Annotated in this window: 22 protein-coding genes; 13 read left to right on the top strand and 9 right to left on the bottom strand. The window is 70.5% G+C overall.

The features are described 5' to 3' along the window. The first annotated feature begins 27 nt into the window (after positions 1–27). From H521_RS0109790 to H521_RS22655, 3 genes are read left to right on the top strand one after another with little or no spacing between them, the layout of a single operon-like run. The gene (locus tag H521_RS0109790) at positions 28–1,029 is read left to right on the top strand and encodes a putative F420-0 ABC transporter substrate-binding protein (protein WP_022892844.1); all 1,002 of its coding nucleotides are present in this window, start codon (positions 28–30) and stop codon (positions 1,027–1,029) included. Beyond that, positions 1,029–2,195, top strand: coding sequence for a putative F420-0 ABC transporter permease subunit (locus H521_RS22650; RefSeq protein WP_084512205.1), 1,167 nt, complete (start codon positions 1,029–1,031; stop codon positions 2,193–2,195). The genes H521_RS0109790 and H521_RS22650 overlap by 1 nt, the downstream gene beginning before the upstream one ends. Then, positions 2,192–3,013, top strand: coding sequence for an ATP-binding cassette domain-containing protein (locus H521_RS22655; RefSeq protein WP_022892846.1), 822 nt, complete (start codon positions 2,192–2,194; stop codon positions 3,011–3,013). The genes H521_RS22650 and H521_RS22655 overlap by 4 nt, the downstream gene beginning before the upstream one ends. A gap of 36 nt (positions 3,014–3,049) precedes the next feature. On the opposite strand, the gene H521_RS25805 is transcribed toward H521_RS22655, so the two are convergent. Continuing rightward, a complete protein-coding gene (locus tag H521_RS25805) occupies positions 3,050–3,193 on the bottom strand; it encodes a hypothetical protein (RefSeq protein ID WP_022892847.1) in 144 nt (47 codons plus the stop codon). 240 nt (positions 3,194–3,433) lie between these two features. Between H521_RS25805 and H521_RS0109810 the strand changes: the two genes are divergently transcribed. The 3 genes from H521_RS0109810 to ggt all read left to right on the top strand — a co-directional run bounded on the left by H521_RS0109810 (position 3,434) and on the right by ggt (position 7,243). Further along, complete coding sequence (locus tag H521_RS0109810) at positions 3,434–4,531, top strand: DNA glycosylase AlkZ-like family protein (RefSeq protein WP_022892848.1); 1,098 nt, start codon at positions 3,434–3,436, stop codon at positions 4,529–4,531. A 242-nt stretch (positions 4,532–4,773) separates the two neighbouring features. After that, the gene (locus H521_RS22660) at positions 4,774–5,286 is read left to right on the top strand and encodes a nucleoside/nucleotide kinase family protein (RefSeq protein ID WP_022892849.1); all 513 of its coding nucleotides are present in this window, start codon (positions 4,774–4,776) and stop codon (positions 5,284–5,286) included. A 118-nt stretch (positions 5,287–5,404) separates the two neighbouring features. Then, complete coding sequence (ggt, locus tag H521_RS0109820; protein WP_022892850.1) at positions 5,405–7,243, top strand: gamma-glutamyltransferase; 1,839 nt, start codon at positions 5,405–5,407, stop codon at positions 7,241–7,243. Positions 7,244–7,351: 108 nt separating this feature from the next. On the opposite strand, the gene fgd is transcribed toward ggt, so the two are convergent. The 6 genes from fgd to cofE (H521_RS22670) form a co-directional block, all read right to left on the bottom strand. After that, positions 7,352–8,377, bottom strand: a complete 1,026-nt coding sequence (gene fgd, locus H521_RS0109825) for a glucose-6-phosphate dehydrogenase (coenzyme-F420) (protein WP_022892851.1) — start codon at positions 8,375–8,377, stop codon at positions 7,352–7,354. After that, positions 8,374–9,096 carry a 2-phospho-L-lactate guanylyltransferase gene (cofC, locus tag H521_RS22665; protein ID WP_084512208.1) on the bottom strand — a complete coding sequence of 241 codons (723 nt, stop codon included), beginning with the start codon at positions 9,094–9,096 and terminating at the stop codon, positions 8,374–8,376. Before cofC ends, fgd begins: the two co-directional genes overlap by 4 nt. Next, positions 9,093–9,968 (bottom strand): coenzyme F420-0:L-glutamate ligase, encoded by an 876-nt coding sequence (gene cofE, locus H521_RS0109835; RefSeq protein WP_026482140.1) that lies wholly within the window; start codon positions 9,966–9,968, stop codon positions 9,093–9,095. The genes cofC and cofE (H521_RS0109835) overlap by 4 nt, the downstream gene beginning before the upstream one ends. After that, positions 9,965–10,999, bottom strand: coding sequence for a TIGR03557 family F420-dependent LLM class oxidoreductase (locus H521_RS0109840; RefSeq protein ID WP_051159247.1), 1,035 nt, complete (start codon positions 10,997–10,999; stop codon positions 9,965–9,967). Before H521_RS0109840 ends, cofE (H521_RS0109835) begins: the two co-directional genes overlap by 4 nt. Positions 11,000–11,114: 115 nt before the next feature. Continuing rightward, positions 11,115–11,897 (bottom strand): GntR family transcriptional regulator, encoded by a 783-nt coding sequence (locus H521_RS0109845; RefSeq protein WP_022892853.1) that lies wholly within the window; start codon positions 11,895–11,897, stop codon positions 11,115–11,117. Between the two features lie 54 nt (positions 11,898–11,951). Continuing rightward, positions 11,952–12,767 (bottom strand): coenzyme F420-0:L-glutamate ligase, encoded by an 816-nt coding sequence (gene cofE / locus H521_RS22670; RefSeq protein ID WP_022892854.1) that lies wholly within the window; start codon positions 12,765–12,767, stop codon positions 11,952–11,954. Positions 12,768–12,864: 97 nt separating this feature from the next. Here cofE (H521_RS22670) and H521_RS22675 point away from each other — a divergent pair, with 97 nt between their 5' ends. The 3 genes from H521_RS22675 to H521_RS0109865 all read left to right on the top strand — a co-directional run bounded on the left by H521_RS22675 (position 12,865) and on the right by H521_RS0109865 (position 16,166). Further along, entirely contained in the window at positions 12,865–13,398 is a 534-nt protein-coding gene (locus tag H521_RS22675; RefSeq protein ID WP_022892855.1) for a DUF6328 family protein, read from the top strand. 385 nt (positions 13,399–13,783) lie between these two features. Continuing rightward, the gene (locus H521_RS0109860; RefSeq protein WP_169513980.1) at positions 13,784–15,229 is read left to right on the top strand and encodes a cell wall-binding repeat-containing protein; all 1,446 of its coding nucleotides are present in this window, start codon (positions 13,784–13,786) and stop codon (positions 15,227–15,229) included. Between the two features lie 100 nt (positions 15,230–15,329). Further along, a complete protein-coding gene (locus H521_RS0109865; protein WP_022892857.1) occupies positions 15,330–16,166 on the top strand; it encodes an exodeoxyribonuclease III in 837 nt (278 codons plus the stop codon). Between the two features lie 13 nt (positions 16,167–16,179). Here the strand turns inward: H521_RS0109865 and H521_RS25025 are convergent, their stop codons facing one another. Both H521_RS25025 and H521_RS0109875 read right to left on the bottom strand, forming a co-directional pair. After that, positions 16,180–16,767 carry a GNAT family N-acetyltransferase gene (locus H521_RS25025; protein ID WP_022892858.1) on the bottom strand — a complete coding sequence of 196 codons (588 nt, stop codon included), beginning with the start codon at positions 16,765–16,767 and terminating at the stop codon, positions 16,180–16,182. A gap of 50 nt (positions 16,768–16,817) precedes the next feature. Continuing rightward, positions 16,818–17,522: an NAD(P)-dependent oxidoreductase gene (locus H521_RS0109875; RefSeq protein ID WP_022892859.1), complete on the bottom strand. Its 705-nt coding sequence runs from the start codon at positions 17,520–17,522 to the stop codon at positions 16,818–16,820. An 89-nt stretch (positions 17,523–17,611) separates the two neighbouring features. On the opposite strand from H521_RS0109875, the gene H521_RS0109880 reads away from it, so the two are divergent. From H521_RS0109880 to H521_RS0109895, 4 genes are all read left to right on the top strand, one after another. After that, positions 17,612–18,310, top strand: coding sequence for a TetR/AcrR family transcriptional regulator (locus H521_RS0109880; protein ID WP_022892860.1), 699 nt, complete (start codon positions 17,612–17,614; stop codon positions 18,308–18,310). A gap of 73 nt (positions 18,311–18,383) precedes the next feature. Continuing rightward, the gene (locus H521_RS0109885; RefSeq protein WP_022892861.1) at positions 18,384–19,679 is read left to right on the top strand and encodes a serine/threonine-protein kinase; all 1,296 of its coding nucleotides are present in this window, start codon (positions 18,384–18,386) and stop codon (positions 19,677–19,679) included. After that, on the top strand, positions 19,676–20,131 hold the full coding sequence (locus tag H521_RS25810) for a hypothetical protein (protein WP_022892862.1): 456 nt from the start codon (positions 19,676–19,678) through the stop codon (positions 20,129–20,131). Before H521_RS0109885 ends, H521_RS25810 begins: the two co-directional genes overlap by 4 nt. A 31-nt stretch (positions 20,132–20,162) precedes the next feature. After that, positions 20,163–20,981 (top strand): alpha/beta fold hydrolase, encoded by an 819-nt coding sequence (locus tag H521_RS0109895; RefSeq protein WP_022892863.1) that lies wholly within the window; start codon positions 20,163–20,165, stop codon positions 20,979–20,981. Positions 20,982–21,040: the final 59 nt, after the last annotated feature.

Below are 21,040 nucleotides of genomic sequence, written 5' to 3' on the forward strand. Positions count from 1 at the left end.
CCATTCGCACGCACCCCCGGAGGCCTCATGCCCACTTCACCCACCCGTTCCGCGCTCGCCGTCATCACGCCGATCGCCGCCGCCCTGCTGCTCGCCGGCTGCGCGAGCGCCTCGACGGCCGACAGCGAGCCCCAGCCATCCGCCGCGGCGAGTGCATCGTTCCCCGTCACGGTCGACAACTGCGGCACCGAGGTCACCTTCGACGCAGCACCCGAGCGCGTCGTCACCATCAAGTCCTCGACCCTCGAGTTGCTGCTCGCCCTCGGCGTCGGCGACCGCGTCGTCGGCACCGCCTTCAGCGACGGGCCGGTGCCCGACGAGTTCGAGGGCGCTGCAGCGGAGATCGACGTGCTCTCCGACAAGGTGCCCTCGCAAGAGGTCACGCTCGCGGCCGAGCCCGACCTCGTCTTCGCCGGCTGGGAGTCGAACCTCTCGGCCGAGGGCGCGGGCGACCGCGAGACCCTCTCAAAGCTCGGCGTCGACACCTACGTCGCCCCCGCAGCGTGCAAGGGAGAGGGCTACATGCCGAATCCGCTCACCTTCGACGAGGTCTTCCGCGAGTTCGAGGAGGCGGGCGACATCTTCGGCGTTCCGGATGCCGCGGCAGCCCTCGTGACGTCGCAGCGAGCTGAACTCGACGCGATCGAGCCGAACGCTGACGGGCTCACCGCCCTCTGGTACAGCTCTGGCGACGACACGCCGTTCGTCGGCGCCGGCATCGGCGCCCCCCAGATGATCATGCAGGCCGCGGGTCTCGAGAACATCGCCGGCGACGTGGCCGACACGTGGACCTCGATGGGCTGGGAGGCGATCGTCGCCGCGAACCCCGACGTGATCGTACTCGTCGACGCCGCGTGGAACACCGCCGAGCAGAAGATCGCGCACCTCGAATCGAGCCCCGCCACGGCGGCCATGCCCGCCGTGCAGCAGCAGCGCTACGTCATCGTCGACTTCCCGGCCACCGAGGCCGGCGTGCGCAACGTGTCGGCCGTCGCCTCGCTCGTCGACCAGCTCGGGGCGCTCGGCTGATGTCCCCCACCCCCGCCGGTCGAGGAGCGAGCGCCAGCGAGCGTATCGAGACCTCCACTCCGAGCTTCGGGTCACCGGGTCTCGATACGGGCGCTGGGCGCCCTGCTCGACCGACGGGATCTCGACCGACGGGAGGGCGCGGGCGCACGGCGGCGTGGGCCGTCACGCTCGGCGTGCTGCTCGCGGCATCCGTCGTCGTCGCCGTCACCATCGGGCCGGCCGGACTCGCGCCCGCCGACGTCATCGCGAGCGTCGCAGCCCATCTCGGGCTCGGCGAACCCACCCTCACCCCGCTGCGCGACGGCATCGTGTGGGAACTGCGCATGCCGCGCGTGCTCACGGCCGCCGCGGTCGGCGCGGGCCTCGCCCTCTGCGGCGCGGTCATGCAGGCACTGACCCGCAACCCGCTCGCCGACCCCTACCTGCTCGGACTCTCATCGGGTGCCTCGGTCGGGGCGGTCGTCGTCATCGTGCTCGGCGTCGGGCTGCTGCTGCCGTTCGCTGCATTCGCGGGCGCCCTCGCCGCCCTCGCCGCGACCCTCGCTCTCGCCGGTGCCGCCGGTCGCGGCGGCGTTGGCGGGACGACCGGCGGGCTCACTCCGACCCGCACCGTGCTCGCGGGCCTCGCCGTCTCCTCCGTGTTCGGAGCGCTCACGAGCCTCGTGATCTTCTGGAGCGCGACCGGCGACAGCTACCGCGAGATCCTGAACTGGCTGCTCGGCTCGCTCGCCGGCACCGACTGGGTCTCGGTGGCGATCGCGGGCGGGGCGCTCCTCGTCATCGGCATCCCCCTCATCGCGAGCGCCCGCACGCTCGATGCCTTCGCGTTCGGCGACGCCGCAGCATCCGCCCTGGGCGTGCACGTGGGTCGCAGCCGCATGCTGCTGCTCGGCGGCACGGCCCTGCTCACCGGTGCGCTCGTGGCGGTCAGCGGTTCGATCGGCTTCGTCGGGCTGATCCTGCCGCATGCCGTGCGCCTGCTCGTCGGCTCGCGTCACCGCGCCCTGCTGCCGCTCTCGGCGCTCGCCGGCGCCCTGTTCCTCGTGTGGGCCGACACGGCCGCCCGCACGTTGTTCGATCCGCGTGAGCTGCCGGTCGGCATCATCACGGCGCTCGTCGGCGGCCCCGTGTTCGCCGTGCTGCTGATGCGAAGGAGGGTCTCGTGAGCGACGGGCTCGACCTCTCACGCGTGCGCTTCTCGCGCACCGGCCGGCTCATCATCGACGGCGTCGACGCCACCGTGCCCGAGGGCTCGTTCGGGGTCCTGCTGGGCCCCAACGGCGCCGGCAAGTCGACGCTGCTGCACCTCATCGCCGGCATCGAGCGAGCGGATGCCGGTGCGCTCGCCTTCGCCGGAACCGACCTCGCCGCCCTGCGCCGACGCGACCGCGCCCGGCGCATCGCCCTTGCCGAGCAAGAGACGCACGACGCACCCGAGCTGCGCGTCGACGAGGTCGTGGCGCTCGGCCGAACGCCGCACCTCGGCGCGTGGTCGGGGCTCGGCGAGCGCGACCGCGCCGTGGTGGCCGAGTCGCTCGCCGTGCTCGGTCTCGAGCCGCTCGCGAGTCGCGACTACTCGACGCTCTCGGGTGGCGAACGTCAACGGGTGAACCTCGCGCGGGCGATCGCGCAGGAGCCCGAGCTGCTGCTGCTCGACGAGCCGACCAACCACCTCGACGTGCGCGCCCAGCTCACGAGTCTCGAACTCCTGCGCTCGCTCGCCGCACAGGGGCGCACGGTGCTCGCGGCACTGCACGACCTGGGACTCGCGGCGTCCTACGCCGATCACGTGATCGTGCTCGACGGCGGCCGGGTCGTGGCATCCGGAGCGCCGGCCGAGGTGCTCGAACCCAGCCTCATCCGCGAGGTCTGGGGCGTCGAGGCCGAAGTGCTCTCGCATCCCTCGACAGGGCGGCCGATCATCGCCTACGCGGGCGTCTCGTCGGCGCAGACGCCAGAGGTCGCGTTCGACCCGCGCACGTGAGGCACCGGCGAGTCCGGGTGCCGGGCACCCGCGAACCTACTGCGGCGCGTCGACCTCTGCACGCTCGCGGGCATTGCGTGCGATCTCCTCGGTCGCGTCCGCGATCCGGCGCAGCGCGGCGATGATGCTGATCACGGCGAAGAAGAGGAAGAGCGCGAACGCGATCATCAAGAACTCCATGGGGCGAGCATAGGGGGCGATTGGCGCTCCCCGTCGGTCTCTGCGCGCGTGACCGACAGCCGGAGGCGATCATCGACTGCGTGACGCCGCCCGATGATCGATCCGCCCACGCGACATCGGCTGCCGCGGGAGCGAACCGGCAATCGGTTGTCCAGGCACCGATACAACGCGACGTCGGTTGTCGTCTGTGGCGCGATGCGAACACGTTACCTGCTCGTGAGCGGTGGTTAGCTTGTCGTCATGGTCGGGGCGATCGGATGGCAGGAGATCCTCTCGTGGCGGATGCGGCGTCAGTTCCTGAACGGTCCAGGCGCCACCTCCGTAGGGGAAGTGGTTCGACGGCTGGTTGCGGTGCCGTCATGGTCGGGAAACGCCGAGCTCGCGATCGGGTCGCGAATGCTACGTCCGCATCTGGGAGCTGTAGCGGCTGCGTTCGCGGAGGGACATCTCGTCAAGACATTTGCGTTCCGTGGAGCGATGAACTACCTCGTTCCCGAAGACGCTGGAATCTATCTCGCGCTCCGAGCGGTTGGGCGACAGTGGGAACTGAAGAGCTGGCGCGAGTTCTACCGCCTCGAACCCGCGGACTGGCCGGTGCTCCGCGCGGTCGTGCGCGATGCACTGTCATCCGGTCCTCTCAACCAGTGCGATTTGGCCGACGTGGTCGTTCGTGACGCGCGATTCTCGCACCTCACCGGGGCACTCACTGATAAGTCATGCACGTTCCTCAAGCCCTTCGCATGGCAGGGCGACCTCAGTATTGCCCCACCGCGGGAGGGCGTGCTGATGCTGCAGTCACCGACGGTCGCATTCGGTTGGTCGGGCATTCCGGAACCCGAGGATGCCGGGCCGCAGGCTGTCCGCGCGTACCTCTCCGCCTACGGGCCCGCGTCTGCCGACCACCTGCAATACTGGCTCGGCGATGGCCTCAGCGCCGGCCGCAAGCGCATCGCGGGCTGGATCGCACGCATGCTAGAGGACGAGATCGTGACGATCGACGTCGAAGGCGATGAGCTGCTCTGTCTTGCAGACCATGTCGACGAGCTGGCGTCGGAGCCGGCATCGGGCGTCATTCATCTGCTGCCAGGACTCGATCCGTGGCTCCTCGGCGCGGGCACTGCAGACGTGCACATCGTCCCGCCTGACCGGCGTGGCGAGATCACCCGCGGCGCCAATCCGGTACTGATCGACGGTCGGGTCGAAGGCACTTGGAAGATTGCCGAGGATCTGCTTACCGTAACGACCCACGGCGGAGCACTCTCGAGCGACAAGCTCGAGATCGCGCGCGGAAGACTCGCCGAGGTGCTTGGTCGCGAGATCCATTCCGACGGGCACTGACGCCGCATTCCCCCAAGCGGATCCTCCAACGGCCGCGAGCGGTCAGCTGGCGAGCTCTTGAACACCGATCACTAGGTGGTCAGAACCCAGCCGTTCGGTGGGTCAGAACTCACGATCCAGGGCAGGCCGTCGAAACCTCGACTCTGCGACGTTTCGACAACCGTGGCCGAATGGCATCGGCCGATGTGCACGTGTAGACGAACGCGCCAGCGCCCTCCGCCGGGCGCGCGTAGCCTGAGGGGATGACGCGAACGGCCTACGAGGCGCAGCCTCGCGACGAACTGCTCGAGGGCATCGCCGAGGAGTTCCTCCACCATGCTCCGCGCGGCCGCCGGCTCATCGCGGTCGACGGCGCCGCGACGGTCGATACCGCGCGCTTCGCCGACGACCTCGCAGCAGTGCTCCGAGGGCGCGGGCAGTCGGTCGTGCGCGCATCCGTCGGCGGAGCCGACGAGACCGGCGGGGCCCATCGAATCGACGAGGCCGCGCTCCGCGCCGAGGTCGTCGATCCGTTCCGTGCGGGCACCACGCCCGGGGCATCCGACGACTCGGTGCTCGTCGTCGACGGGCGGGGCCTGCTCGACGACGCCGTGCGCGGCATCTGGCACTTCTCGGTGTGGCTGAAGGCGGGCGACGAGCTGCCGCACTCGGGGGCATCCGTCATCGTCGACGTCACCGACGACGCCGCACCGAGCCGATTCTTCTACGACTACTGCGCGCTGCCGCCGAGCGTGAACCGACCCGGACTGCGCTGACCCGCCGGGCGCGACCCGATCGGATCCGATCCGATCCGAGGCCACCCGTTGCCGTCGAAGGCGTCGAGGTCTACGGTGATGGCATCCAGCAGGTTGTACCCGATTCGGGGGGTCCCAAATGGTCAACGTCGTCCGCCGCGCCGCGCTTCGTCGCGTGAGCGCAGCACTCGCCGCAACGCTCGCGGTCGGAGCTCTCGCGGCTGCCGCCCCGGCTTCCGCGCAGCCGCTCACCGCCGCTTCGAGCCTGTTCGCCGCCGGGCGCCCGGCGCCACCGGCGCCGTCGACCTCGGCGGGCTACGGCGGCGCGGTGTCATCCGTCGACTCCGAAGCGAGCGCCGTGGGCCTCGAGGTGCTGCGCAAGGGCGGCAACGCCGTCGACGCCGCCGTGGCCACGGCGGCCGCGCTCGGCGTCACCGAGCCCTACAGCGCCGGCATCGGCGGCGGCGGCTACTTCGTGTACTTCGACGCCGCGACCGGCGAGGTCACCACGATCGACGGGCGCGAGACCGCGCCCGCGGCGATGCCGGTCGATGCGTTCATCGATCCCGCCACCGGCCAGCCGTACCCCTTCGCCGCCGCCGTGTCATCGGGACTCTCGGTCGGCGTGCCCGGCACGCTCGCCACCTGGGAGACGGCGCTCGACCGCTTCGGCACCGAATCGCTGCACAAGATGTTGAAGCCGTCGATCCTGCTCGCCACACGTGGGTTCCGAGTCGACGAGACCTTCGCCCAGCAGACGGCCGCCAACCAGGCCCGGTTCGCAGCCTTCCCGGCAACGGCGGAACTGTTCCTGCCGAACGACGCACCTCCGGTGGTCGGATCGACCTTCAAGAACCCCGACCTCGCGAAGACGCTTCGCCAGATCGCCGTGCACGGCACCGACGTCTTCTACGAGGGCGCCCTCGCCGACGAGATCGCCGCCATCGCACAGGACCCGCAGACCGATCCGGCGACGACGCTGCCCGCGTTCCCGGGCTACCTGACGGCCGACGACCTCGCCGACTACGAGGTGCTCGAGCAGGCCCCGACGCACGTGGAGTACCGCGGACTCGACGTGTACGGCATGGCCCCGTCGTCGTCGGGCGGCACGACGGTCGGCGAATCGCTCAACATCCTCGAGAACTACGATCTCGCAGGCGAGCCGGTGCCGCAGGCGCTGCACCTCTTCCTCGAGGCCACAGCGCACGCCTTCGCCGACCGCAACGCCTACGTGGGCGATCCGGCCTTCGTCGACGTGCCGACCGAGACCCTGCTGAGTCAGGACTTCGCCGACGCACGAGCCTGCGTGATCGATCCGGATGCCGCGTCGGTCAAGCCCGTGGCGCCCGCGCCGCTCGACGCGGCGGGCTGCGAGCTCGCCGCCGCCGCCGACCCCGTCGACACGGAGAACATCTCGACCACGCACCTTTCGGTGGTCGACCAGTGGGGAAACGCGGTCGCCTACACGCTCACGATCGAGCAGACGGGCGGCTCGGGCATGACCGTGCCCGGGCGCGGGTTCCTGCTGAACAACGAGCTCACCGACTTCAACTTCGTGCCGAACCCCGCCGACCCGAACACCGTCGAACCCGGCAAACGGCCGCGCTCGTCGATGTCACCCACGATCGTGCTCGACGGCGGCGACGTGCGCTACGTCGTCGGCTCGCCCGGCGGCTCCACGATCATCACCACCGTAACGCAGGTGCTCATGAACCGCATCGAACTCGGCATGAGCCTGCCCGACGCGGTCGCGGCACCACGGGCGGCGCAGCGCAACACCGTCAACGTCTCGGCCGAGCAGGCGTTCCTCGATGCGTACGCCGCCGAGCTCACGCCGTACGGCCACACGTTCGGGCCACCGGCCGAGATCGGGGCGGTGGCCGCGATCGAGGTCGGCGCCGACGGGCTCATGACCGCGGTGGCAGAACCCGTGCGGCGCGGGGGCGGCACCGGGCTCGTGGTCGAGCCGGCTTCGTAGCCCGCGCGCCTCGCCGGTCGAGTAGCGACGAAGGAGCGTATCGAGACCTCGTGCGAGATCTCGATACGGCCCTGGCGGGCCTACTCGATCGACGGGGCAGTGCGACGCTCAGCGTGCTCGCAGTCGCGGTGCCAGATCGCGCTCGAAGAGCTCCAGGAATCGGCGCTGGTCATGTCCGGGTGCGTGGAAGACGAGGTGGTTGAAGCCCCAATCCATGTACTGGCCGATCTGCTCGACGACGGCGTCGGGGTCGGTGCCGACGATCCAACGCTTCGCGATCTCCTCGATCGGCAGGGCATCGGCGGCCCGCTCCATCTCGACCGGGTCGGTGATGTCGTGCTTCTGCTCCTTCGAGAGCGAGAGCGGCGACCAGAATCGGGTGTTGTCGAGGGCGGTGTCGAGGTCTTCTTCGTACGAGAGCTTGATCTCGATCATGCGGTCGTACTGCTCGAACGTGCGGCCGTCGGTGCGCGCCTCGAGGCCCTCCTTCACTGCGGGCATGAGCTGATCGGCGTAGAGCTCGGCGCCCTTGCCCGACGTGCAGATGAAGCCGTCGCCCGCGCGGCCGGCGTACTTCGCGACCTGCGGGCCGCCGGCGGCGATGTAGATCGGCACGCCGCCCTCTGGCCGGTCGTAAATCGAAGCGTCGTGGGTCGAGTAGTACTCGCCGTCGAAGCTGACCTGGCCCTCGTCGCTCCAGAGCGCGCGCATGAGGCGCACCGATTCGCGCAGGCGTGCGTAACGCTCGCGGAACTCGGGCCACTCCTGCTCGCCGGCGCCCTGGAAGCCCGTGGCGATCTCGTTGAGCGCCTCGCCGGAGCCGACGCCGAGGATGATGCGGCCTGGGTAGAGCACGCCCATCGTCGCGAACGCCTGAGCGAGCACGGCCGGGTTATACCGGAAGGTCGGTGTCAGCACCGAGGTGCCGATCTTGATCGTCGACGTGCGTTCACCGACAGCTGCGACCCAGGCGAGTGAGAACGGGGCATGGCCGCCGGTGTGCCGCCACGGCTGGAAGTGGTCGCTCGTGAACACCGACTCCATGCCGTGCTGTTCGGCGGCGACCGCGATTTCGACGAGCTCGCGGGGCGCGAACTGCTCCGCTGAGGCTTTGTATCCGAGAGTGAGCGTCACGGTGTTCCCTTTCTGTTCGACGTTCCCGTCCACGCGAAGGATGCGTGGTCGTGAGGCAATGACCCGTCGGCGAGCGCGGCGACGGCTTCGGCGGTGTGCGCCCCGACGCCGACGGTGAGCACGGCTTCGAGGGCTTCGATGGTGTCGACGTCGCGTCGCAGGCCGGTGCCGACCGAGTCGGGCACGACGGCGGTCAGGTCGGTGAACCCCGATGCGACGTGCCGTGACGCCGAATCGGCGCCGAACTGCGGCAGCAACGCTTCGCCGGCGAGCGCGGTCGCGAGGGTGGTGCCGGTGCCGTCCGCGTCGGGCACGAAAGCGAGCGGATGCCGCGCGGCCGCCTCGAGGGCGGTGCCGAGCTCGGCCGGGGTGAGGGCGGGCAGGTCGCCGAGCAGCACGGCCACGGCGGGCTCGTCGCGCTCGCGGGCGTGTTCGATGCCGAGCCGGATCGCCGCCGACAGCCCTGCCCCGGGCCGCTCATCGACGATCTCGACGCCGGCCAGCTCCGGACCGGCCAACTCGCGAAGCGCGGCGAGTTCGGACGCGGCGCCCACCACCACGACCCGCTGCACCGACGGCGTCGCAACGGCCGCGGCGATCGTGTCGAGGGCGAAGGCTCGGGCGAGCGCCGCCCGCGCCGGCGGGGTGATGCCGGTGCCGAGGCGCGACTTGGCCTGCCGCAGCTCTTTGACCGGAATCACCACGGTCCAGGCGCTCATGCGAGCAACCGATCGGCGGCCGCGGCGGCGCGCCCCTCGGCGAAGCCGGCAGCCCAGCCCTCGGCATGCCCGGCGGCTCGGCCCGAGGTGTAGCCGGCCGCGCGCCCCTGCTCCCGGCCGAGGACGAGCGCCTCATCGGTGCCGAGACGGAAGAGGTCGAGTTCGGCGGGCCGAACGATCGAGCGGGCCCCCGGCAGGTCGAGCGGGCCGACGACGCGGGCGAGTCCGCCGACGACGGCCACGGGGCATCCGCTCGTCTTGCCCTTCACGAGGTCGGCTGCCGCCGCCAGTTCATCGGCGAGGCACGGCATCGTCACCGCGAGCGTCGCCCCTGCGCTGTCGCTCGTGCCACGGAGGTCGTCGAAGACGCGTACCCCCGCCGCGCCGATCGCCACATCGGTCTGCCCCTCGCGCCACGGTCGCCCGAGCGTGTCGCTCAGAATCACGCCGACCTCGGCGCCCGCGCGGGCTCGGATGCCGCGGGCCAGCGCTCGGGCCGAAGCGTCGGGATCGACGGGCAGCAGCAGCACGGTGCCGGGCGCGGTGTTGCTCGCGTCGACGCCGGCCGCTGCGGCGACGATGCCGAGCCGGTTCTCGACGATGCGCGTGACCCCGCCGGCGTGGTCCCGCGTGGCGACGGCACGCACGGTCTCGTCGGCGATGGCCTGCTCGCGGCCGTCGGCGACCCGCACGCGACCCTCGGCTTTCGAGACGATCTTCGAGGTGATGACGAGGATGTCGCCGTCGCGCAGGGTGCCGGCCGCTGCCGCGACGATGAGCTCGACGAGGTCGTCGCCGGCTTCGATCTCGGGAATCCCGGCCAGCGCGCGCACGCCCAGGGCTGCACCCGCCTCGAGCGCCGTGCGCGTCATCGGTGCAGCCCCGGCAGCACGTCGCGCCCGAAGATCTCGATGAATTCGGTCTGGTTGCGGCCCACGTTGTGCAGGTAGATGCGATCGAAGCCGAGGTCGAGGTAGTGCTGGATGTGCGCCCGGTGCGCGTCGGGGTCTGCCGAGACGATCATGCGGCCCTCGAAGTCGTCGGGGCGCACGGTGCGCGCGATCTGCTCGAACTCGAAGGGCGATCGGATGTCGCTGCGGCCGAACCGCAGACCGCCGATCGGCCATTCGGCGAGCGCGTTGCGCATCGCCTCTTCATCGGTGCTCGCCCACGAGAGATGCAGCTGCAGCACCTTCGGCATCGTCGATGCGTCACGGCCGGATTCGCGAGCGCCCTCGGCGAACCGCGCGAGCAGCGGTGCCACGCGGTCGATCGGCGCGCTCGTCGTGATCAGGCCGTCGACCTGCTTGCCGGCGCGACGCGCGGTGACGGGGCCGGCGGTGGCCACGAGGATCTCGGGCGCGACGGCCGGCATGGTCCAGAGACGGGTGGTCTCGAGCTTGAAGTTCGGGCCGAAGTGCCGCACGTCGCGACCCGCGATCGACCCCGAGAACAGCTTCTTGATGATCTCGACCGCTTCGAACATGCGGTTGATGCGCTCGGGGGCCTCTGGCCAGTACTGCCCGACGATGTGCTCGTTGAGCGCCTCACCCGAGCCGATGCCGAGCCAGTGCCGACCCGGGTACATGCTCGCGAGCGTGGCACTCGCCTGGGCGACGACGGCCGGGTGCATGCGGAAGCTCGGCGTCGTGACGCCGGGCCCGAGATCACCCGAGGTGCGCTCGCCGAGCGCCGCCAGCACGCTCCAGACGAACGAGGACTCGCCCTGACGCGGCAGCCAGGGCTGGAAGTGGTCGGACGCCATCACCCCGGTGAACCCGTGGCGCTCGGCGAGCGCGGCGAGCGCGACCGCCTCGGTGGGGGCGAACTGCTCGAGCATCGCGGCGTAGCCGATGTGCACTGACACCCCTCCATCCTGACGGGTCGCGAGCACCCGTGTCATGCGGGTGCGAGCCGGGCCGCCCGCGAACGCGAGTGACCGTTGTCATTATCTCGGATACTGGATCCAAAATGCAACCGCGAAAGCCGCGCGACTGAGCGTCGGGTCGTCGTTCCGCTCAGCGACGACCGGAACGGCGCGCGGAGACGGCCCCGGCCTCGGCAGCCGTCGCCTCGGCGTCGAGCAGCTCGAGCACGGCGTCGCGCACGCGCTCGAGGTGCTCGCGCAGCACGGTCACCGCCGGCTCGACCTCGCCGGCGGCGACGGCCTCGATGAGCTTCTCGTGCGAATGGCCGTGTTCGGCACCGCCGACCAGCCGCCAGCCGAGCACGTAGCGCCCGACCTTCAGGCGCAACTGCTCGATCATCTCCCACAGCACCGGGTGCCGCTCGGCGTCGTACAGCTCGGCGTAGAACGCCGTGCGGGCGTCGACGAAATCGGCGCCCTCCTGCTGCTCGTCGGCGATCTGCCCGAGCTCGCGCAACCGCTCCACCCGCTCGGGCGTCATCTCGCTCATCGACAGCCGTAGCGCCTCGATCTCGAGCAGGGTGCGGATGTCGTAGACCTCTTTCGCCTGCGCCGGCGAGAGCGACTTCACCACGGCGCCGCGACGGTCGTGGAACTCGACGAGCCCGTCGGCCTCGAGTTGGATGAGGGCCGAGCGCACCGGCAGTCGCGAGACGCCGATCAGCTCGGCGAGCGTCTCTTGGCGCAGCTTCTGGCCCGGCACGAGCGCGCCGCCCAGAATGGCGTCGCGAAGGATGTCGTAGACCATCACGCCGACCGAGCGGTAGCCGGTGGCATGACGACCGGCCAGTTGCTGCAGGGCTGCTGCCCCGCCGTCGGATCCGGCCGCGATCGGCTCGATGGCGTCGCCTGCACTTGCACTGCGTGTGCTCATGAAACCCGAACTTAGCGGAAATCCGGCGCCGAAGACCGGTTCTGGATCCAGAATTCAGCGGAGGGGCTCACGCGGGGCGAGCGGTCCCTCGGCCTGCGACTCGTCGAAGCCGTTGCGATACCCCTCGTTGTACGCCTCATCGGCGCCGACCCGGAACAGGTCGCGCTCAGCCGGCCGCTGGATCGACCGCGCCCCTGGCAGGTCGAGGTCGCCAACGAGGCGCCGGAGTCCGCGCACGACGGCGACCGGCACCCCCGACGACTTGCCCTTCACGAGCTCGGCGGCGCCCGCGAGCTCGTCGGCCACGCACGGCATCGTGACCGAGAGCGGCTGGCCCGAGGCATCCGTCGACCCGCGCAGGTCGTCGAAGACGAGCACGCCGGCCGCGCCGATCGCGAGATCGGTCTGGCCTTCGCGCCACGGGCGCCCGAGCGTATCGGAGAGGATGACGCCGACGTGGGCGCCGGTGAGGGCGCGGATGCCGGTGGCCAGCGCCCGGGCCGAGGCGTCCGGGTCGACCGGCAGCAGCAGCACCGTGCCGTGCGGTGCGTTCGACGCGTCGACGCCCGCCGCGGCACCGATGATGCCCTGCCGGTTCTCGACGATGCGGGTCACGCCGCCGTCGAACGTGCGGCTCGCGACGACGCGAACGGTCTCGTCGGTGATCGCCTGCTCGCGGTCGGCGGCCTGCACGATGCGGCCCTCGGCCTTCGAGACGATCTTCGAGGTGATCACCAGGATGTCGCCGTCGTCGAGTGCGACCACCTCGGCGATGAGTGCGGCGAGATCGTCGCCCTTGCCGATCTCGGGCAGCCCCTCGACTCCTTCGATGCTGTATCTCACGGCCACCCCCGGCTCATCGGTCTGCATGAATCATCGCAGTTCCGCGGCCCGCGCGGCCAGTTGCACGTCGAAGCGCCGTGTCCACCCCTTGAAGAGACGGATGCCCCCGGCGGTAGCATCGCGTATGGTCACCGATGATTCGCGCGACGACCGCCGTGACGGTCGCAACGAGACCCGGGTCGAACGCCTCGATCGCAACTGGACCGACATCCTCCAAGAGCTGCGAGCCGTGCAGACCGGCACCCAGGTGATCAGCGGATTCCTGCTCGCCGCGGCGTTCCAGCCGCGCTTCACCGAACTCGACGGCTACCAGCTCACGCTCTACCTCGTGCTCGTCGGTCTGGCGTGCGCGGCCACGCTGATCGGCCTCGGTCCGGTAATCCTGCACCGGCTGCTGTTCGGCCAGTTGCAGAAGGACCGCGTCGTGCATGTCGGCGGCGCGCTGCTCGTCGCCGATCTCGTCGTCGTCTCGCTGCTCGCCGCCGGGGTCGCGGGCCTCGTCTTCGACGTTGCGCTCGGCCGGGCCGCCGGGTTCGTCGCCCTCGGCGCCGGGGTCGTCGCGGTCGCGCTGCTCTGGCTCGCGGTGCCACGGCTCTCGGCCGACCGGGTGCCGGTGCGGCCCGGCGAACGCTTCTCGAACGGGCAATTACACGACTGATCGCGTGGGCGGCCTGTCTTTCGCTTGACCCATGCGCATCGCCACCTGGAACGTCGACTCGATCCGCGCCCGAGTCGGGCGCACCGGGCGCTCGCTCGGCGACCCGCACTACACCTACAAGCTCGATTGGCTCGCGGCGCTCACCGACTACACGCGCGCTGAGACATCCGCTCAGCCTGAAGTGCCCTTCGCGCTCGCGCGCCTGCCGCACCCGGGCATCGGATCACCCCCCGAATGGGGGCATCGCTTTCGGAGAGCGTGCTCCGTATCGTGCAGTCTGCCCTCATCCCTGAGGTCATCTCCCCGAAGGAACCATATGTCCCGCTCCCCCAGTGCAATGCCTTGGCGCACTGCATTCGCTCTCGCGGCCTGCGTCGCAGTCACCGTGATCAGCGCAACACCCGCCCACGCCTCATCGAGCGACGGCGCCGAAGGGCCCGGCCACGTGCCGCCGGCGTTCTCAACGTCGGTCCCATCCGCGAGCGATCCGCTCGCACCGCGGGGCCTGACACTCGGCGTCTCGGCCACGACCGCCTCTGCCGAGCTCGGCGACGACGTGGTGGCCCGCATGGCCGTCGGCACCGGTTCGATCTCTGGCGTCGTCGATCAGCTCGTCGACTACGCAGTGTCTGTGCCGCTCCAGGGAGCCACGATCACCGCCCATACCTATGACTCGGGAAACAACACGCTGTCGGGGTCCCTTGCGACCGCGACGAGCGCATCCGACGGCACCTACACGTTGACCGGTCTCGACACCGGATCGTACGTCGTGCTCGTTCAGGACCAGGCATCGGGATCGGAACTCCTGCCCGACTTCTACCCGAATGCGGCGTATGCCTCGCAGGCCGATGCGGTCGTCGTCACCGACGGACAGGACTCCGCCGGCATCGACGAGGTGCTTGCTCCGCTGCTGAGCGATTACATCGCGGGAGCGTCGCGCTATGAGACCTCGGCCGCGATCGCGGCGGACTTCCCCGCGAACGTCGACTGCGTCTACCTCGCCTCAGGGGCGGACTTCCCCGATGCGTTGAGCGCAGCTCCGGCTGCAGCCACGTGCGGCGGTCCGCTCCTGCTGGTGGCGCCGACGGCAGTACCGTCGGCCATCGAAGCCGAACTCGGCCGGTTGAGCCCGGCGAACATCCTCATCGCCGGTGGTACCGGTGCCGTCTCCGCGGGTGTGGAGTCCGCCGTCAAGCAGATCGTCGCCGATGCCAATGTGCAGCGACTCGCCGGCTCCGATCGGTTCGCCACCTCGCGGGCGATCGTCGACCACGCCTTCGGCGAGACCGGCGGGACCGGCGGGTTCGCCTGGATCGCGACGGGCATGAACTTCCCCGATGCGCTCTCCGCGAGCAACGGGGCGGCCTCCTACGGCGAACCGGTGCTGATCGTTCCGGGAGCGGCTCCTTCGCTCGACGGTGCGACGATGACCACGATCGCCGGGCTCGAGCCTGACGCGGTGCTCATCGCCGGCGGCACCGGCGTCGTGTCGACAGGCATCCAAGCCCAGCTGGCGCAGCAGTATGCAACGAACCGACTGGCAGGTGCCGACCGCTACGGCACGTCGCTCGTGATCAACGAGTTCAACTGGTACACCCCCGACGGCGCCACCTCGGTCTACGCATTCGTCACCAACGGAACCAACTTCCCCGACGCGCTCTCGGGTGCCGCCCTCGCGGGCGGCAGGTGGGGCGCGCCGCTGTACGCCGTTCCCCCGACGTGCGTGCCTGACTCCGTGCAACAGCACATCGCCGCGCTCCACGTCTACGAGACGTACCTGCTCGGCTACTTCTCGGAGATCTCGTTCGACGAACCGCTGAAACACTGCTGAGCCGCTGCAACTGAACGAACGGATGCCTCGGGTGCACGCGCACCCGAGGCATCCGTTGCGTGAGGGCAGACGCGTCGGACGCCTGCCATACGCTGGATGCATGCGCATCGCCACCTGGAACGTCAACTCGATCCGCGCCCGAGTCGGGCGCACCGTCGACTGGATGGTGCGCGAAGACGTCGACGTGCTCGCGATGCAGGAGATCAAGTGCAAGCCCGAGCAGTTCCCGCTCGAGGCGTTCGAAGCGGCGGGCTACGAGGTGGCGATCCACGGTCTGAACCAGTGGAACGGCGTGGCGATCGCGAGCCGTTCGCCCATCGGCGAGGTCGAGACGGCGTTCCCGGGCATGCCGGGCTTCCTCAAGGGACTCGAGGGCCCCGACCAGCCGCAAGAGGCTCGCGCGATCGGCGCGACGGTCGACGGCGTGCGGGTGTGGAGCCTCTACGTGCCCAACGGGCGCTCGCTCGGCGACCCGCACTACACCTACAAGCTCGATTGGCTCGCGGCGCTCACCGACTACACGCGCGCCGAGACATCCGCTCGGCCTGAAGTGCCCTTCGCGCTCATGGGCGACTTCAACATCGCACCGCTCGATTCCGACAACGGCGACCCGATGGTCGTCGAGGGCGTCAGCACGCACGTCTCGCCGCCCGAGCGCGCGGCGTTCTTCACGCTCGAGAACGCCGGCGTCACCGATGTCGTGCGCCCACGCGTTCCCGAGGGCTTCACCTACTGGGACTACAAGCAACTGAAGTTCCCGCGCAACGAGGGCATGCGCATCGACTTCGTGCTCGGCTCGGCGGCGTTCGCCGAGGCCGTCACCGATGCCACGATCCACCGCAACGAGCGCAAGGGCGATGTTCCCAGCGACCACGTGCCGGTGCTCGTCGAGCTCGCGCTCGGCGACGAAGACGACGATCGCCCGATGATCTTCTGAGGCCGCTCGCGCGTCAGCGGGCGTCGCGCCACATCGGTTGCAGGGTCGGGGCGTCGTCGGCGACCCGGATCGGGCCACCGAGGTCGTCGAATCCGTGGCGCAGGTAGAAGCGGCGGTTCTCGGGCGATGATGCCTCGAGGGAGACGGGCAGGCCTCGCTCTGCGGCGGCTTCGATGCCGGCTGCGAGCATGATGCCGCCGATGCCGCCGCGCCGGCGTGCCGGGTGCACCGCCATCGACGGCAGGTAGACGTGCGGCGATCGCGGGCGCCGCGCATCGGTCGCGTGCTGGAGCGCGCGCATTCGCTGCGACAGCGGATCATCTCCGGTGATCTCACTCGTGAGCACGGTCGACGAGTGCTGCCAGATCGAAGCACCCAGCGGTACGCCATCCGATGCCGCCGCGGTGATCACGTTGCCTGACGCGATCGCCTCGCCCAGTGATGCGTCGAACATGAAGCGCAGCATCTCGAGGCGGGTGCCCTGATCGGGGTGGATCCACTCGGTGAGCGCATCGTCGTCGAACGCCGACGCGCACAGCTCGACGATCGCTGCGGCGTCGTGCGAAGTGGCGAGCCGTGGTCGGATTCCGGATTCGGTCATGGCGGTGTGTCCCTCTCTGAGATGGATCAGTTGCGGATGCGCGCGCGACGTCACTGCGTGCCCGCGTGCGCCAGCGCGCTCGGCGAGAGGCGGCCGACGATCGCCGGCGCCTTTCGTACGAGCTCGTCGTTCGTCAGCGCGTCGAGCATGAAGAGGGCGTAGTCGACCCGCCGCGTTCGGTCGCTCGCGAGCACGGGGTCGCCGACGTGCTCGGCCCAGACCGGGAGCCCCTGGCTCTCGCCCTCTTCGAGGGTGCTGCCGCGCACGAGCGTCCATCGGGTGCCGCTCGCGTAGATGCGATGGGCGGCCTCGACCTGATCGTCGATGTCCATGACGCGAAGCGCCCGCATGAGCTTCGTCATCACCGCTTGCGCGCGGAGGGTCGCGGGCGGGTACACATCGTGCTCGTCGCGCGGCACGTGCCAGCCGCACGAGAAGACGAGCCGTGCGCCGGGCTCGGCGAAGTCGAGCACCGCTTGCGCCGTGCCCGATGAGTAGTGCCGGGTGCCCCACGGCACCAGCACGGTGAGCACCGCGTCGCAGCCGGCCACGGCCTGCTCGATGACGCGCCGGTCGTCGGTGTAGCCGGGCACCACGGTGATGCGATTCGCGAGTTCACCGAGCTTGCCGACGCTGCGCTCGCGGCAGACACCGACCACGTCGTAGCCCCGATCGAGGGCGAGCCTGACCATGTGCTGGCCGAGCTTGCCCGATGCGCCGATGACGCAGACCCTCTGGATGCCCGACGTGCTCATGCCTTCTTCTTCGCGCCGTTCACTCTTACTTACAATGTAAGTACCCTACACTTACGTTGTAAGCATGTGCAACCTCGGGGGCAGGCGAAATGAGCACGACGCGCAGCGCGCAGCCGATCGCGGCACGGCGGTCACCGTTGAGTCGATCGCGAATCGTCGAGGCCGCGGTCGGACTGGCCGACGACTCCGGCTCGGCCGGGGTGACGATGCGGGCGGTCGCCAGCAGCCTCGGCGTCGAAGCGATGTCGCTGTACAACCACGTGGCCAACCGCGCCGGCCTGCTCGACGGCATGATCGATGCGGTGTTCGCGGAGATCGCGCTTCCCGACAGTGCAGCCCCGTGGCGCGACGAGCTGCACGTGCTCGCCGTCTCGACCCGCGCAGCGTTGCAGCGCCACCCGTGGGCGATCGGCATGATGGATTCGCGCAGCACCCCCGGGCCGGCGACGTTGCGCCATCACGACAGCGTGCTCGGCACCCTGCGCCGTGCGGGATTCTCGACGACCATGTCGGTGCACGCCATGGCGGTGCTCGACAGTTACGTCTACGGCAGCCTGCTGCAGGAACGCAGCCTGCCATTCGGCGAAAACGGTGATGCCGACGACGCCGGTGACGCCGGTCATGCAGCGGCTGAGCTGCTCGCGCAGCTCTCCGCCGCCGACTACCCGAATCTCGCCGAGATCGCGCTCGAGCGCGCGGGGGCCGGATCCGCCGCGCCCGGCGTCGACGACGAATTCCTCTTCGGTCTCGCCCTGATCCTCGACGGACTGGCGCCCGACGCGGGCTGACCCCCGCCGCGGACAGACGCAACCCCATGCCCGGAATCGCCGGGCTCCCAGCCGGCGACGTTACGCTCGAGAGGTGACCAGTACCGAGCAGCGAGCCACGGGCGACCCGTTCACGGGCACCACCCTCGGTGGGCGATACCGTCTCGATGCGCTCATCGGGCGCGGCGGCATGGCGAGCGTCTACCGGGGCGTCGATCGCAGCCTGGGTCGCTCCGTCGCCGTCAAGATCTTCGCCGCCGCGGCCGAGGGCATCGATGACACGGCTCGACGGCAATCCGAGATCGCGCTGCTCGCGAGCGTTGAACACCGCGCCCTCGTGCGGCTCTACGACGCGGACTACGACCACGCGATCGGTCGCGAGTACCTGGTGATGGAGCTGGTCGACGGCCGCGACCTCCGCCAGTCGCTGCGCCTCGGTCGAATGAGCCCAGCGGATGCCGCGGGCGTGGCCGCCGACCTCGCCGAGGCGTTGCACGTGATCCACGAGCGCGGCATCGTGCACCGCGACGTGAAGCCCGCGAACGTGCTGCTCTCGGCGGCGCACCTGCCCACCCGCAGGTGGAACGCGAAGCTCGCCGACTTCGGCATCGCCCGGCTCATCGACGACGCCCGCCTCACCCGCACCGGCGCGTTCGTCGGCACGGCGGGCTACCTCAGCCCCGAGCAGGTCAGCGGCAACGCCCCTGGCACCGCGGCCGACGTGTACAGCCTCGGGCTCGTGCTGCTCGAAGCGCGCACCGGGCAGCAGGCCTTCCCCGGGCCGGCCACCGAATCCGCCGCTGCGCGCCTCGTGCGCGATCCCGAGATCCCCGACGAGCTCGGCTCCGAGTGGGTCGCGCTGCTGCGCGCGATGACCGACCGCGACCCGGCCGCCCGCCCGCTCGCGCTCGACATCGCGATGGCGTCGGGCCGGCTCGAAGTCTCCGATGCGCTGCCGGATGCCACGACGAGTGTGTCGGCCGCGGCATCCGACGACCCCACCAAGGTGCTGCCGGTCGATCGATCGGCTGACGGCGCGGAGCACCAATCCACGGCAACGACCCGGGTGATGACCCGCGGCGGCGCGGAGAGCGATGACGCCGTCGCAGCACGCGCGGTCACGGCGGCGACGCGTGGGCCGGAGTCACGGCCACGGTCACGGCCGCAGCGACGAGCGCAGTCGCAATCACAGCCGCACTCGCGCCGATGGCTGCGCCCGGTCATCTCGATCGCGCTGCTCGCCCTCATCGCGGTCGGGGCGGTTCACCTCGTTCCCCCCGTGGTGGCGAGTCTCGACCCGACCCCGACCGCGCCGGTCGAACCGCTGCCGAGCCTGCCGGGCCAGCTCGGCGTGCACCTCGAACGCCTCGACGATGCGGTGACCCGATGATTCCCACCCGATTCCGTTCGGCCCTCGCCGCGGGCGCCATCGCGGCCTCGCTCGTCTTCGGCCTCGCCGCTTGCAGCCCGTCGGCCGAATCGGTCGCCGGCGAGCTGCATGCCTCGGTCGTGCAGGTCGCGACGCGAGCCCAGGCCGGCGACTACCTCGGCGCGCTGGCCGAGCTCGCACTGCTCGACAACGACGTGACCGCGGCCGTCGACAACGGCACGATCGACGCGGAGCAGGCTCAGGAGATCCGCGAGGCGCTCGCCCTCGTTCAGGTCGACCTCGAGGCCGCCGAAGCCGCGACGACGCCGACCCCCGAGCCCGAGCCGGCACCCGATGAGGGCGATGACAGCGGCCCCGGCAACAGCGACGATGACCAGGGCAACGACGACAAGGGCAATGACGACAAAGGCAACGACAAGGGCAACGGCGGCAAGGGCAACGGCGACGACTGAGCCGGCGCAGCCGATTGCGTACGCTCGAAGCATGCCCACCCTCTCCGTTCCCGGCGCCGAGCTCTGCTACGAATCCGCCGGACCCGCGTCCGCACCCGCCCTCCTCCTCCTGCCCGCCGGCATCGCCACGCTGCGCATGTGGGATGCCCAGGTCGACGCCCTCGCCGAAGAGCATCTCGTGGTGAGGTACGACCCGCGAGGGTTCGGCGGCACTCGGCACGATGAGGCCGTGCCGTTCGCCAATCACGCCGATGCCGTCGCCCTGCTCGACCACCTCGGCATCGAGGCGGCGACCGTCATCGGCGCGAGCCGCGGCGGTCGGCTCGCACTCGACACGGCGCTCGCGGCGCCCGATCGCGTGCGCGGCGTGGCGACGGTCGGCTCGGTGCCGGGCGGCACGCCCGACCAGCCCCTCACCGACGAGGAGCAGCGCAGCTTCGACGAGATCGAGGCGATCGACCTGACACAGGATGCCGCGCGGTACCTGCGGCTCGAAGCCGAGGTCTGGGCGGTGGGGTTCGGGCGGAGCGCGGCCGATGTCGACCCGCGGTTCCTGCAGCGAGCACGCGAGCTCAACGCGCTGAACATCGGGCACGTGCACGACGACGGCACGGTGCTTCCACTCGAACCGCCGGCCTGCGAGCGTCTCGGCGACATCCGCTCGCCCGCGCTCGTCATCGTCGGCGAGCACGACCTCAGCGAAGAGCTCGCGGCGCACGACCACCTGCTCGCGAAACTGCCCGACGCGACGGGCGTTCGCATCGCGGGCACCGCGCACCTGCCGAGCGTCGAGCGGCCGGAGGAGTTCACCCGCGTGCTGCTCGACTGGCTCCGGGAGCACGCACTCTGAGCCGCCCGCTGAATCGCCGGATTCGGAGCGGGCCCTCAGGCTCGAGGGCTACCGTCGTC

Origin of the sequence: Agromyces subbeticus DSM 16689 (assembly GCF_000421565.1) — a bacterium.
In the GTDB taxonomy this organism is placed as follows: Bacteria; Actinomycetota; Actinomycetes; order Actinomycetales; family Microbacteriaceae; genus Agromyces; species Agromyces subbeticus.

Coding starts and splice junctions, on each gene's coding strand:
- cofE (WP_022892854.1), bottom strand. CDS start 12,767: ATGCAGACCGATGAGCCGGGGGTGGCCGTGAGATACAGCATCGAAGGA.
- H521_RS0109790 (WP_022892844.1), top strand. CDS start 28: ATGCCCACTTCACCCACCCGTTCCGCGCTCGCCGTCATCACGCCGATC.
- H521_RS0109875 (WP_022892859.1), bottom strand. CDS start 17,522: ATGAGCACGTCGGGCATCCAGAGGGTCTGCGTCATCGGCGCATCGGGC.
- cofE (WP_026482140.1), bottom strand. CDS start 9,968: ATGACGCGCACGGCGCTCGAGGCGGGTGCAGCCCTGGGCGTGCGCGCG.
- H521_RS22650 (WP_084512205.1), top strand. CDS start 1,029: ATGTCCCCCACCCCCGCCGGTCGAGGAGCGAGCGCCAGCGAGCGTATC.
- cofC (WP_084512208.1), bottom strand. CDS start 9,096: ATGAGCGCCTGGACCGTGGTGATTCCGGTCAAAGAGCTGCGGCAGGCC.
- H521_RS0109880 (WP_022892860.1), top strand. CDS start 17,612: ATGAGCACGACGCGCAGCGCGCAGCCGATCGCGGCACGGCGGTCACCG.
- ggt (WP_022892850.1), top strand. CDS start 5,405: ATGGTCAACGTCGTCCGCCGCGCCGCGCTTCGTCGCGTGAGCGCAGCA.
- H521_RS22660 (WP_022892849.1), top strand. CDS start 4,774: ATGACGCGAACGGCCTACGAGGCGCAGCCTCGCGACGAACTGCTCGAG.
- H521_RS25810 (WP_022892862.1), top strand. CDS start 19,676: ATGATTCCCACCCGATTCCGTTCGGCCCTCGCCGCGGGCGCCATCGCG.
- H521_RS22675 (WP_022892855.1), top strand. CDS start 12,865: ATGGTCACCGATGATTCGCGCGACGACCGCCGTGACGGTCGCAACGAG.
- H521_RS25805 (WP_022892847.1), bottom strand. CDS start 3,193: ATGGAGTTCTTGATGATCGCGTTCGCGCTCTTCCTCTTCTTCGCCGTG.
- H521_RS25025 (WP_022892858.1), bottom strand. CDS start 16,767: ATGACCGAATCCGGAATCCGACCACGGCTCGCCACTTCGCACGACGCC.
- H521_RS0109865 (WP_022892857.1), top strand. CDS start 15,330: ATGCGCATCGCCACCTGGAACGTCAACTCGATCCGCGCCCGAGTCGGG.
- H521_RS0109895 (WP_022892863.1), top strand. CDS start 20,163: ATGCCCACCCTCTCCGTTCCCGGCGCCGAGCTCTGCTACGAATCCGCC.
- H521_RS0109845 (WP_022892853.1), bottom strand. CDS start 11,897: ATGAGCACACGCAGTGCAAGTGCAGGCGACGCCATCGAGCCGATCGCG.
- H521_RS0109810 (WP_022892848.1), top strand. CDS start 3,434: ATGGTCGGGGCGATCGGATGGCAGGAGATCCTCTCGTGGCGGATGCGG.
- H521_RS0109840 (WP_051159247.1), bottom strand. CDS start 10,999: ATGACACGGGTGCTCGCGACCCGTCAGGATGGAGGGGTGTCAGTGCAC.